This window comes from Falsihalocynthiibacter sp. BN13B15, from assembly GCF_041205415.1.
Classification (GTDB): domain Bacteria; phylum Pseudomonadota; class Alphaproteobacteria; order Rhodobacterales; family Rhodobacteraceae; genus Falsihalocynthiibacter; species Falsihalocynthiibacter arcticus.
In genome coordinates this window covers 164,132-176,099 of the sequence record NZ_JBGFCE010000005.1, presented here as the reverse complement: position 1 = coordinate 176,099, position 11,968 = coordinate 164,132, and the positions used below count along the sequence as shown (strand labels likewise).

At 54.2% G+C, this 11,968-nt stretch carries 12 protein-coding genes; 6 read left to right on the top strand and 6 right to left on the bottom strand.

What is annotated here, in order from left to right:
• Nucleotides 1–134 precede the first annotated feature (134 nt).
• Nucleotides 135–2,081 (top strand): transglycosylase SLT domain-containing protein, encoded by a 1,947-nt coding sequence (locus tag AB9F26_RS10650; RefSeq protein WP_369767994.1) that lies wholly within the window; start codon nucleotides 135–137, stop codon nucleotides 2,079–2,081.
• Here AB9F26_RS10650 and AB9F26_RS10645 read toward each other — a convergent pair.
• A complete protein-coding gene (locus tag AB9F26_RS10645) occupies nucleotides 2,056–2,946 on the bottom strand; it encodes a DMT family transporter (RefSeq protein WP_369767993.1) in 891 nt (296 codons plus the stop codon). The genes AB9F26_RS10650 and AB9F26_RS10645 overlap by 26 nt on opposite strands.
• Nucleotides 2,943–3,623 carry a tRNA (5-methylaminomethyl-2-thiouridine)(34)-methyltransferase MnmD gene (gene mnmD / locus AB9F26_RS10640; RefSeq protein ID WP_369767992.1) on the bottom strand — a complete coding sequence of 227 codons (681 nt, stop codon included), beginning with the start codon at nucleotides 3,621–3,623 and terminating at the stop codon, nucleotides 2,943–2,945. Before mnmD ends, AB9F26_RS10645 begins: the two co-directional genes overlap by 4 nt.
• Nucleotides 3,624–3,684: 61 nt before the next feature.
• Here mnmD and AB9F26_RS10635 point away from each other — a divergent pair, with 61 nt between their 5' ends.
• Complete coding sequence (locus AB9F26_RS10635; RefSeq protein ID WP_369767991.1) at nucleotides 3,685–4,737, top strand: NAD(P)/FAD-dependent oxidoreductase; 1,053 nt, start codon at nucleotides 3,685–3,687, stop codon at nucleotides 4,735–4,737.
• A gap of 93 nt (nucleotides 4,738–4,830) precedes the next feature.
• Complete coding sequence (locus tag AB9F26_RS10630; protein ID WP_335583764.1) at nucleotides 4,831–6,483, top strand: thiamine pyrophosphate-binding protein; 1,653 nt, start codon at nucleotides 4,831–4,833, stop codon at nucleotides 6,481–6,483.
• On the opposite strand, the gene AB9F26_RS10625 is transcribed toward AB9F26_RS10630, so the two are convergent.
• Nucleotides 6,480–7,478 (bottom strand): polyprenyl synthetase family protein, encoded by a 999-nt coding sequence (locus AB9F26_RS10625; protein ID WP_335583763.1) that lies wholly within the window; start codon nucleotides 7,476–7,478, stop codon nucleotides 6,480–6,482. The two genes, AB9F26_RS10630 and AB9F26_RS10625, sit on opposite strands and share 4 nt — an antisense overlap.
• A 56-nt stretch (nucleotides 7,479–7,534) precedes the next feature.
• Here AB9F26_RS10625 and AB9F26_RS10620 point away from each other — a divergent pair, with 56 nt between their 5' ends.
• The 3 genes from AB9F26_RS10620 (at nucleotide 7,535) to AB9F26_RS10610 (ending at nucleotide 8,801) form a co-directional block, all read left to right on the top strand.
• Nucleotides 7,535–7,750 carry a DUF2007 domain-containing protein gene (locus AB9F26_RS10620; protein WP_039001840.1) on the top strand — a complete coding sequence of 72 codons (216 nt, stop codon included), beginning with the start codon at nucleotides 7,535–7,537 and terminating at the stop codon, nucleotides 7,748–7,750.
• Complete coding sequence (locus tag AB9F26_RS10615) at nucleotides 7,751–8,503, top strand: tRNA1(Val) (adenine(37)-N6)-methyltransferase (protein WP_369754803.1); 753 nt, start codon at nucleotides 7,751–7,753, stop codon at nucleotides 8,501–8,503.
• A gap of 130 nt (nucleotides 8,504–8,633) precedes the next feature.
• Nucleotides 8,634–8,801, top strand: a complete 168-nt coding sequence (locus AB9F26_RS10610) for a YdcH family protein (RefSeq protein WP_082802223.1) — start codon at nucleotides 8,634–8,636, stop codon at nucleotides 8,799–8,801.
• Here the strand turns inward: AB9F26_RS10610 and AB9F26_RS10605 are convergent.
• The 3 genes from AB9F26_RS10605 to AB9F26_RS10595 all read right to left on the bottom strand — a co-directional run bounded on the left by AB9F26_RS10605 (nucleotide 8,798) and on the right by AB9F26_RS10595 (nucleotide 11,849).
• The gene (locus tag AB9F26_RS10605; protein ID WP_369767990.1) at nucleotides 8,798–9,649 is read right to left on the bottom strand and encodes a DMT family transporter; all 852 of its coding nucleotides are present in this window, start codon (nucleotides 9,647–9,649) and stop codon (nucleotides 8,798–8,800) included. The two genes, AB9F26_RS10610 and AB9F26_RS10605, sit on opposite strands and share 4 nt — an antisense overlap.
• A 225-nt stretch (nucleotides 9,650–9,874) precedes the next feature.
• Nucleotides 9,875–10,597: a beta-ketoacyl-ACP reductase gene (locus AB9F26_RS10600; RefSeq protein WP_335583760.1), complete on the bottom strand. Its 723-nt coding sequence runs from the start codon at nucleotides 10,595–10,597 to the stop codon at nucleotides 9,875–9,877.
• 76 nt (nucleotides 10,598–10,673) lie between these two features.
• Entirely contained in the window at nucleotides 10,674–11,849 is a 1,176-nt protein-coding gene (locus tag AB9F26_RS10595; protein WP_335583759.1) for an acetyl-CoA C-acetyltransferase, read from the bottom strand.
• Nucleotides 11,850–11,968 lie beyond the last annotated feature (119 nt).

Here is an 11,968-nt window from a genome sequence, read left to right as displayed (position 1 = left end):
GCGCGAGTCGCCCTGATGATCGTGTGTAATCGCGGCGGAACCTAGCCGCCTCACGGGCAATTGCCAAGTTGTGTGTTGCTGATGGATGCGAATCCGTTAAACTTTATCAAAATAGATCCAAAAAGGACGATATCGTGCGGCAAATCCATCGAGTATTTTTTTCTACCCTTCTCACATTAGTTGTAACGTCTCAATCTGTTGCGGCGCAGGCCAACACAGCTTTGGCACAGGCCATGGATTTGGTGCGTGTACAGGATTGGCCCGCGGCCGAATTTGCGGCAAAGCCTGCGGGGGCCACAGCGCAAACAATTGTTGAGTGGCACTACCTCAGGGCTGGCAAAGGGACGTTGGACGAATACGAAGCCTTTTTGCGGGATCACGCGGATTGGCCCGGAATGCCGTACCTAAGCGAACGCGGCGAAAAAACGCTGTACACCGACACGTCGCCGCAACGGGTTCTCGCGTATTTCAAAACCGATGGTCCGCAAACGGGCACGGGGGCTCTCGCCTATGCTGCAGCCTTGTCCAAAACGGGGGAAACCTCACGCGCCTCTGCAACGATAACCGATGCATGGCGCACAATGCCGCTTACTTCGGCCGAGCAACTCGCGTTTTTAGCAACCTATAGCGACCTGCTGAAACCTTATCATCAAGAGCGCATGGATATGCTTTTGTGGCAGGGGGCATCAAACGAAGCCCAAGCCCTTATGCCCTATGTGAGTGACGGCTGGCAGAAACTGGCTGCCGCTCGGATTGGGTTACGTCAGCAAGTTGATGGAGTGGATGGGATGATTTCCGCCATTCCAGTTGGCTTGGCCAGCGATCCGGGTTTGGCCTATGAGCGCTTTGTTTGGCGCGCCCGCAAAGACCGCTACGACGATGCCCTCGTGCTTTTGAATGAACGCTCTAATTCGGCAGCATCACTGGGACGGCCCGAAGAATGGGCGCGTCGTCGTGCCCTGATTGCGCGGTACGAAATGCGCGCTGGACGCTATGAGAGTGCCTATACAGCCGCGTCCCGACATCACCTATCGCAGGGCGATTATTTTGCCGATTTGGAGTGGCTTTCTGGCTATATCGCGCTGCGATTCCTTAACCGACCTTCCGATGCGCTAAAGCATTTCAAAGCGTTCCAAGCCGGAGTGGATTCCCCGATTAGCCTTGGACGAGCAGGCTATTGGGAGGGGCGTGCCTATGAAGCAATGGGCGACGCGACTCGCGCGCAGGCGGCTTATGTCTTTGGTGGTGGCTTCCAAACCAGTTTTTACGGCCAACTTGCCGCCCAAGAAGCGGGCATGGCGATGGATCCAGCGCTTTTGGGTCAGGAAAAATTCCCCGATTGGAAAACCACAAGCTTTGCCAACTCCAGCGTGTTTGAGGCAGGGCGACTTCTCGATGACGCAGGTGAAAGTCGCATTTCGGCACGGTTTATCTCGCATCTTGCCGAAAGCCTCAATCGCAGCGAACGCGGCTCGCTTGCCGCTTGGGCGATCGAAAACGAAAATCCGTATACTGCGCTTCATGTGGCTAAGCGCGCCGCACAATTTGGCGATACCTTGCACGCGTCCATGTACCCAATGCATCCCGTTGCAACAAAATCACCCCTCGTGGTTTCACCTGAATTGGCGCTCGCTATTTCCCGTCGCGAAAGTGAATTCAATTCAAGGGTGGTGTCTGGCGCAGGGGCGCAGGGCCTGATGCAGGTCATGCCCGGAACGGCGGAACTTGTGAGCAAGAAGATCGGGATCGAGTATGAACCGTCGAAAGTTTTGAGCGATTGGGACTATAACGCGACGCTCGGAACCAACTATTTGGCGGGGCTCATTGAGGAGTTTGGCGACAACGTGATCCTTGTTTCTGCGGGGTACAACGCAGGGCCCGGACGCCCGCGTCGCTGGCTTTCTGAACGGGGTGATCCGCGGGCTAACAGTGCGCAAGTTGTCGATTGGATCGAACATATCCAATATGACGAGACACGGAATTACACCATGCGTGTGTCTGAGGCGCTGTTGCCCTATCGGGCGCAATTGGCGGGAAAATCCCAAAACATACGGCTTATTGAGGATTTAACACAGCGTTAGATTTGCGCCGTTCGCGCCAAAAGGTAAACAGGCCAGCCGCGATAACAACGGAGACCCCGATCGCTACGTTGACGGGCAATGTTTCGCCCAGAAAGAAGATGCCCGCCATCGAAGCAAAGACCAATTGCAGATAGGCAAACGGCTGAACTGCGCTGGCTTCGGCAACCTCATAGGTGCGGATCAAAAGCCAGTGCCCCAAAGCGCCAGAAACGCAGAGCACCGCCATCCAGAAATAATGGGTGGTGGTCATGTTTTGCCAAAACCAAACGCCCACGGCAGATGAGAAAACCATACCAACGGTTCCCGTCCAGAAAAAGCTAGTCGCCGCGGTGTCCTTGCGCCCTGCATAGCGGGTAAGCAGGCTGTAGAGCGCAAAGCCAATGGCGGCAACGAGGGGAACAATGGCCGCAGGCGAGAACACTTTTACGCCGGGTTGAAGGATGATTACGATGCCGACAAATCCAGCCATGATGGCGAAAACACGTGGCCAACCAACTTTTTCACCCAATATAGGCCCCGATAGGGCGGCGATAATCAGCGGGTAACTCGCAAAAATCGCGTGACTTTCCACAAGCCCCAGCAGAACAAAAGCAAGCACCATGACGTTGATTTGCGCGCTGAGCAGCAGGCCACGGATGATTTGTACAACCGGTTGTTTGGTTTTCGCCACGGCCCGAACGCCACCAGGTTTGCGCGCGGCAATTGCCACAACAAAGGCCGCAAAAAACCAATAGCGGATCATCACAACCATCATCACATTATACTCACTCGCCAAAACACGCGAAATCACGTCTTGGAGGGCAAATACAAAGGTTGTCGCCGTCATCAATATAATGCCAAGGCGGGTGTCTGATCGTTGAATCATGTGAGGGTATCCAGTCTTCCGATGCTCATGTGTCGTTTGCGGGCATAGCCTTTGACGCGCTCGACCGCGAAGCCCCCCTCGGCCAGCCCTTTGCGAACAAATCCGGCGGCGGTATAGGTTGCAAAGGTTCCGTTGTGATGGGTGTGATCGGCGACGGCCGACATAAGGTTGGCTTCCCAAAGTTCGGGGTTTTTCGCAGGTGAAAACCCGTCCAAAAACCACGCGTCCGCCTTGTGGGGCCACTTGGGGAGGGTCTCTCGCGCATCGCCGATTATAATTTCGGCGTGCAGGTCAGGGAGGTCAATCGTCGTCTTCCCATCGGCGAATTGCGCCAAAATCGGAGGGGCCACGCGTAGGGCCTCTGGAAAGGCCCGCAATGCACGCTCCATTTCGGCGGCTGTCATCGGGTAGACTTCAAAACTTGTGAAGCGCAGGGGCGTGGTCCTGCCCGCTTCGCGCCATGAAAGGAGTGCCGCACAGAGATTAAGGCCCGTACCAAACCCAAGTTCAGCGATTTGAAACCCCTCGCAAAACCGCGCGGGGAGGTCATTTCCGCCTAAAAACACGTGCCGTGTTTCCTCAAGCCCGTTCCCAAGCGAGAAATACGGATCGTCAAAGCGCAACGACACTGGGATTTCATCATCGCGCCATTCCAAATCTGCTTGCTGGTTCTTCATGCACGATTGTCCTAAACACGGGCGAGAAACCGGAGAATGTAGAAGGGCGCGGACTTTGGCAATGGTAGAAATAACAGTAATGGGGGCGGGCGCGTTTGGCCTGTCTGTCGCCTATGTTTGTGCCAAGGCGGGCGCGAAAGTTCAAGTTGTTGAGCGGGCCTCGGTCGGGGCAGGGGCCAGCGGTGGCGTCGTTGGCGCCCTTGCACCACATACGCCCGAGCGCTGGGAGACCAAAAAACAGTTTCAATTCGAAAGCCTCTGTATGGCGCCCGCGTTTTGGCGCGGGGTCGAGGAGGTGTCAGGTTTTGCGACGGGCTATGGCCGCGTAGGACGCCTTCAGCCGATTAACACCGCCCGCATATTGGAGCTGTCCCATGAACGCCACGAGGCCGCCAAGGAGTTCTGGCACGGCGAGGCAAGCTGGGATGTGGTTAAGGCCGAAGAACATGCTGGCTGGGCGCCGGAAAGCAAAACGGGGTACCTCGTGCATGATACGCTTTCCGCGCGCTTGCATCCGCGATTGGCGACCATGGCATTGGCACAGGCGGTGACAAAGCTTGGTGGTGAAATAATCCTTGGCAAAGACGTGCCGCAAACGCCCAGTACGAAAGTCATTTGGGCAACGGGCGTCGCGGGGCTTTTTGCAATGGCCAAAGAATTCGACGCCCCCATCGGCAATGGCGAAAAAGGCCAAGCGGCGCTTTTGGGATATGACGCCACAGGCAAGAACCAGCTGTTCTCAGATGGAATTTACGTTGTTCCCCATTCCAATGGAACAACCGCGATTGGCTCGACAACTGAGCGATATTTCGACGACGCTAATGCAACAGATGACTTGCTCGAAGACCTCATCGCGCGGGCATTTACTGCGTTTCCGATGCTAGCACAGGCTCCTGTGATTGAGCGTTGGGCCCGCGCGCGGCCACGCTCCTTTACCCGTGCGCCTATGATCGGTGCCTATCCCGGACGTCCGAATAATTTTATCGCAAACGGAGGGTTTAAAATTGGCTTTGGCATGACCCCAAAACTCGCGACAACTCTTGCCGAGCTTGTTTTGAACGGGAACGATACAATCCCCGATCATTTTCGCGTTGAGGCCAATTTGGCGGGCTAGATGCGCCTCATTGCACATAATTTTCTTGAGGCTTGCACCCCAGTGAAAACTCCAGCAAAGTCGCTGCGAAACGCAATGAAATGGGCACATAGAATGAAACGTCACGGTGGAAAAATTCTCGTAGATCAACTGGTTGCCCAAGGCGTGGAGCGAGTTTTTTCTGTTCCGGGGGAAAGCTTTTTAGCCGCGCTGGATGGCCTGTACGAAAGCGGTATTGAAAACCACGTTTGCCGCCAAGAAGGCGGCGCTGCAATGATGGCCGAAGCGCAGGGTAAGCTCACAGGCAAGCCTGGAATCGCTTTCGTGACGCGCGGACCAGGTGCGACAAATGCCGCAGCGGGCGTGCATATCGCACGTCAAGATAGCACGCCGATGATCCTATTTGTCGGGCAAATCGCCCGAGGGCACCGCGATCGGGAAGCGTTTCAGGAAGTAGATTATAGGGCCGTTTTTGGGACACTCGCCAAATGGGTGACGGAGGTGGATCAAATCGAGCGCCTCCCCGAATACATCAGTCGCGCGTTTCATGTCGCAACCTCCGGACGGCCCGGTCCTGTTGTTTTGGCTTTGCCCGAAGACATGCTCAGTTCGGTTGCGGACGTTCCAGATATTGCACCCATTGCCCCCCGTCTAGTCGGTGTAGCTGATGCTTCGATTGCGGCAATTCGCACTGAAATTGCCCGCGCCAAACGCCCTTTGATAATCCTCGGTGGTAGTAAATGGTCTAAGCAGGCAGCAACCGATATCGCGCAGTTTGCAAAGGCCTCCGACCTGCCTATTGCTGTTGATTTCCGCCGCCAAGATTACATCGATAACCGCCACCAAAACTACATTGGCGACTTGAATGTTGGCATCAATCCCGCGCTAAAAACACGTCTTGCAGAGGCTGATCTTTTGGTCATTCTCGGGGCGCGTTTGGGCGATATAGCGACATCAGGGTATACAACAATTGACCCCACCAACATCACCACGCGCATTGTGCATGTGCACCCCGATCCCGATAGTTTGGGACAGGTGTACCGCCCTGATTTGGGCTTGGTTGCGGACACGAGCGAGGTTGTTGCCGCACTTGCGGCTTGCCCCCCGATTGCGGGTCCTTGGAGTGAGTGGCGCGCAGCGGCCCGTGCCGATTATGAGGCATGGTTGAAACCCAAAACAACACCGGGTGACGTGAAAATGGAAGAGGTCATCGCGCATCTTTCTGAAGTTCTCCCTGAGGACGCGATCCTGACCAATGGCGCGGGCAATTATGCGGCCTTCCTGCACCGCTACTTTGTTTACAAACAGCACGGAACCCAACTGGCTCCAACTTCTGGGAGCATGGGGTATGGCTTTCCCGCAGCCATTTCCGCAGCGATTTCCTTTCCGGAAAAAACAGTTGTGTGCCTTGCAGGGGATGGATGTTTTCAGATGACCTGCAACGAGTTTTCAACAGCCATGCAGTCGGGCGCAAATGTCATCACGATTGTCGCCAATAACGGGCGGTATGGGACCATTCGGATGCATCAGGAAATGCACTATCCCGCGCGGGTTTCTGGAACGAATTTGATCAATCCCGATTTCGCCGCTTTTGCGCGCGCCTATGGCGGACACGGCGAAGTGGTTACAAAAACCGAGGATTTTCCCGCCGCCTTTGAGCGGGCACGAAACTGTGGGACTCCCGCCATTATCGAATTGAAACTCGACAGCGAAGCACTTGCCCCTGGAGCGACATTGAGTGAAGTCAGGGCGCGTGCAAAAGCTTAGTTAAGGCGCTCAACAACATAGTCGGCGATATCGGCAAGCATATCTTTGATCGGGTCCTCAGGAAGCCCGATCAACGCTGACTTGGCTTTCGCAGACCATTGCAGCGCCTCTTGGCGAGTCTCTTGCAGGGAATTGTGGCTGGCCAAAAGTGCGAGGGCAGTGTCAAGATCGCCGTCGCGCTGGTCGCCCTTTTCAATCGTCCGTTTCCAAAAGGCCCGCTCTTCATCGGTCGCTTTTGCAATCGCTTTGATGACCGGCAGGGTGAGTTTGCGCTCACGGAAATCGTCGCCAATATTTTTGCCCGTGGCGTCGCCGCCCCAATAATCCAGCAAGTCGTCGACAATTTGGAAGCAAATGCCCAACGCGTCGCCAAAGTCATATAGGGCGCCGGTGGTCACCTCATTTGCGCCCGCTATAACGCCACCAACTTCTGTCGCCGCAGAAAACAGCGCTGCTGTTTTGCCGCGCACAACTTTGAAGTAAATCTCTTCGGTCGTGGCCAAATCTTGGGCGGCCGTAAGCTGCAAGACTTCGCCCTCAGCAATGGTCGCAGACGCATTTGCGAGAATATCAAGGGCGCGCATATTGCCTGTCTCGACCATCAATTGGAAACTGCGCGCAAAAAGATAGTCGCCGACAAGGATGCTGGATTTATTATCCCACAACAGATTGGCCGTCGGACGTCCACGCCGTTGGCCGCTTTCGTCAACGACATCGTCATGCAGCAATGTCGCGGTGTGAATAAACTCAACCGTCGCGGCCATATGGATGTGATAGGGCCCGTCGTAGCCACAGATTCGCGCCGCCGCGAGAGTTAGCATCGGGCGCAAACGTTTGCCGCCCGCTTCGACCAAATGCGCCGTCACTTCCGGGATGCGAGGCGCGTGTTCGGAGGCCATGCGACGGCGAATCAGGGCGTTTACAGCATCAAGTTCACCCGCGAGCGCATCGCTCAGGCGTTCATGCGGTTTGACCGCAATTTCATCTAATCCCATCACGCTCACGTCATCCCTCTCGACAAATAACCCCTTTAGGGCTTAAGTCCTTGGCTATGAAAGAGCTTTTAAAAACAAACGATCCAACCGTCATCGCGTTCGCGCAAGCCCTTCTTCAAGGAGAGGGTATAGACTGCTTTGAAATGGACGTAAATATTAGCGTGCTCGAAGGTTCCATAGGCATTTTGCCGCGCCGATTGATGGTTCGCGACCGAGATCACTTTATGGCACAGGCGATTTTGCGCGATAATGACGTTCCCCTAGGAAAATGAATGAGTTTTCCGCAAACGACCGATGACTCTTTCTTGGGGGGGCGCGTCACGCTTCGACAACCTGCACAGGGCTACCGCGCGGGGCCGGACGCGGTGTTGCTTGCGGCTGCGATTCCTGCGATCTCGGGCGAGTCGGTGTTGGAGCTTGGCTGCGGTGTTGGCGCGGTGTCGCTCTGCCTAAATGCGCGGGTCTCAGGATTGGATTTGGTGGGAGTCGAAATTCAGCCAGACTATGCCGACTTGGCTCGTGAAAATGCTCAGGGTGCGCTTGAAGTTGTTACGGCTGACCTCTCCGAAATGCCATTATCAATCAGGGATCGTCAGTTTCACCACGTCGTGGCAAACCCGCCGTATTACCTTGAGAAAAGGCGTAAAAAATCCGAAGATGTGGGGCGAGAAACGGCTTTCACGGAGGACACACCGCTTTCCCTTTGGGTGGAAGTCGCGGCGAAAAGATTACGTCCCAGAGGGGTCTTTTCCTTGATCCAAGATATCGAGCGATTGCCCGAAATTATGGCCGCCGCCTTGCCCGTTTTGGGTAGTCTGGAAGTCTTGCCGATCTCTGCGCGCGAAGGTCGTCGGCCAAGACGATTTTTGCTGCGGGCCCGCAAAGGAGGGCGTGCGGAATTTATTTTACATCCTGCGCTCGTTCTTCATATGGGGGACGCGCACTCGGTGGATCAAGATAGCTACTTGCCGGAAGTTAAATCCGTGTTGCGAGATGGCGTCGCCCTTAATTTTCCAAGCCGTTAAGTGTTTGTTAATGTTTGTGCTCTTTTCTCACAGTAGGCAAGGGTCGGCCAACGGTTGTTTAAGATGCGTGACAAAGAGTCGATCCTGTGTTTTTCTGAAGACCTAGCTAATCTTATTTAGGAGGACGACTATGAACATGAGTTCGCATTTGAATGAGCTCCGTAGAAAACATCAAACTCTTTCCACTAAAGTCGAGACGGCGCAGAAGAGCCCCTCAGCAGATGAGCTTACCATTGCAAATATGAAGAAACAGAAATTGTTGCTAAAAGAGCAGATTAACCGATTGTCCGAAGCTTAGGACGCTTCGTCAGACTCGCGAGCACTGGCGCGTGACGCCAGTGCAGCACCCGCAATGATGAGGCAGGCAGAGAGTGCCAGAGACCAACTGGCCGTTGTTACGCCAAAAAATACAAGAATTGCGGTTGAAAACACGGGTGCAGCATATGAGGTGACGCCCAACAATTGGATGTCGCCTTTTTTCATGCCGAAATCCCACGTGTAAAACGCGATTCCGACAGGACCAACGCCCAGCGCAACGATGGATGCCCAAGCTATGGGATCCTGAGGCCAATAGGTCGTTTCAAACACAAGGTGGGCCAGAAGCGAGAGCAAAGACGTAAAGACGCAGAAAATTGCGACCGTCTCAGTCGGGGCCGTGCCTAAGCGTCGAGAAATAACTGAATAGCTTGCCCAAGTGACCGCACACATGAGTGCGAGGGCGTAACCTAGAATGAACCCCGACTTCAACGCCCCTCCATTCCCCATAAGGATGGCTGCCCCAACAAACCCTAGAATCGCACCGATAATGTGGGTGGGCTTAAGGCGTTCCTCTGGAAGGAAGCCACTGAAAAGGACAATGAGAAGGGGCCAGAGATACGCGATCAATCCCGCCTCAGCAGGGGGAGCCAGTCGCAGGGCTGAAAAATACAGAAAATGGTACCCAAATAATCCAAGAGTTCCGAACGCGTAGATTTTCCAATTTACGTGGAGCAGGGCGGAAAAACCGATACCTCGGGCTACCCAAACGAGCCCGATGACACCAGAAATAGCGAAACACATCGCGTTGAGTTGCAGGGGAGGTATTGGCGAGCTGCCAACTGTCAAAACGGCCAAAAAAGACCAGAGTAAAATTGCCGAAGCTCCCACGGCTGTTGCTTTTCGCCTCTTCACTTGAAGCGATCGGCGTCGTCACGGTGGGTTTTGAAAACTTCCATCGTTGCCTCTACCTTTAAAATCCAAGCTTCAATTTTAGTTAAATGCGGTTCTTCTTGGCGGCTAATCGGACGGATATTTCGGTAGAGATTGGGAATGAGGATAGCAAGAAAAAAGGGGCCGGTTTGCGCCGGCCCCAAGCAATAATCTTACGATTGTTTAAACGAAATACTGGCCGCCATTTGCCGTAATCGTTGATCCGGTCACAAAACCCGCATCATCAGATGCGAGGAAAACGACGCAACGTGCGATTTCGCTCGCTTCACCCAAACGTCCCACTGGGATCTGGGCGATGATGCTCTCGCGAACTTTTTCCGGAACAGCCATAACCATTTCTGTTCCGATATATCCTGGGCAAATCGCGTTTACGGTAATGCCTTTGAAGGCGCCTTCTTGAGCAAGAGCTTTGGTGAAACCGAGATCACCTGCTTTTGCCGCTGAATAGTTGGCCTGGCCCATTTGGCCTTTTTGACCGTTGATTGAGCTAATATTGATTACCCGGCCAAATTTCCGGTCTCGCATTCCATTCCAAATTGGATGGGTCATGTTGAAAACACCAGAGAGATTTGTGTCGATGACTTCTTGCCACTGATCGCGGGTCATTTTGTGGAACATACCGTCGCGCGTGATCCCCGCGTTGTTGACCAACACCTCAACGGGGCCAAGGTCGGCTTCGACTTTTGCTATTCCCGCAACACATGCGTCATAGTCGGCGACAGACCATTTATAAGTAGCGATTCCAGTTTCGGCCGTGAACTTCGCGGCGGCTTCTTCATTGCCTGCAAAGTTTGCTGCGACCGTATAGCCTTCAGCTTTGAGGGCTGTAGCAATGGCTGCGCCGATCCCGCGTGTTCCGCCCGTAACGAGTGCTACTCTTGACATGTTGTTCTCCTCCAGAAGTATTAATAGATAAAAATATCAGACGTGCGCGCAATTTTGTTGCGCGCACGGTTTGAAATTAGTCGCGTTCAACACAAAGTGCAACGCCCATTCCACCGCCAATACAAAGAGTCACCAGACCCTTTTTTGCGTCGCGGCGCTTCATTTCGAACAGAAGAGTGTTTAGCACGCGCGCGCCAGAAGCACCGATTGGGTGGCCAATGGCGATCGCACCGCCGTTTACGTTCACGATCTCAGGATCCCAGCCCATCTCTTTGTTAACGGCACAGGCTTGTGCAGCGAAAGCTTCATTGGCCTCAATCAAGTCCAAATCGCTTGCTTTCCAGCCAGCTTTTTCGAGTGCCTTCTTGCTGGCGTAAACGGGTCCAACGCCCATAATTGAGGGGTCGAGGCCAGCTGTCGCATAGCTTGCAATGCGGCCTAAAGGTTCGATTCCCCGTTTTTCTGCATTCGCGGCGCTCATAAGAAGCGCTCCGGCGGCACCATCGTTGAGGCCAGAAGCGTTGGCTGCGGTGACTGTGCCTTCACGATCAAATGCGGGGCGCAATTTTTGCATCGCTTCCATTGTTACGCCATGACGAATGTATTCATCCGCGTCGACCACGGTATCACCGCGCCGTGATTTTACGATAAAGGGCATAATTTCGTCGACAAACTTGCCAGCCTTCTGTGCGGCTTCAGCTTTGTTTTGGCTGCCAACCGCAAAGAGGTCCTGCATTTCGCGGGTGATTTCCCACTGTTTTGCAACGTTTTCTGCGGTTGTACCCATGTGGTAATTATTAAATGCATCCCACAGGCCGTCGCGGATCATCGAGTCAATGAACTGCATGTCGCCCATTTTGTGTCCCTGACGCAGGTTTGCGACATGGGGGGACATGGACATGTTTTCTTGACCACCAGCGGTGACAATCTCGGCGTCGCCCAGTAAAATATGCTGTGTTCCCAAAGCAACGGCACGCAGGCCAGATCCGCAAACTTGGTTAATTCCCCAAGCGGCCGCTTCTTTTGGAAGGCCCGCGTTGATATGCGCTTGGCGAGCTGGGTTTTGCCCTTGGCCGGCCGTTAAAACTTGCCCAAGGATGGTTTCTGAAACTTCGGCTTTGTCAATTCCGGCGCGCTCAACAAGACATTCGAGCACAGCGGCGCCGAGGTCGTGGGCGGGGGTGTTGGCAAACGAACCATTAAAGCTGCCCACAGCGGTTCGCGCTGCAGATGCGATGACAACATGAGTCATTAGGCTTTTCCTCTCCCGAGACTGAAAAAGGTCCGTGACGCTTCGGGACAGCGGCACATCCCGTCAATTGCGTAAAGTTCAACGTTGAATCTACGTGAAGTACAATTGACAGGGTGTTC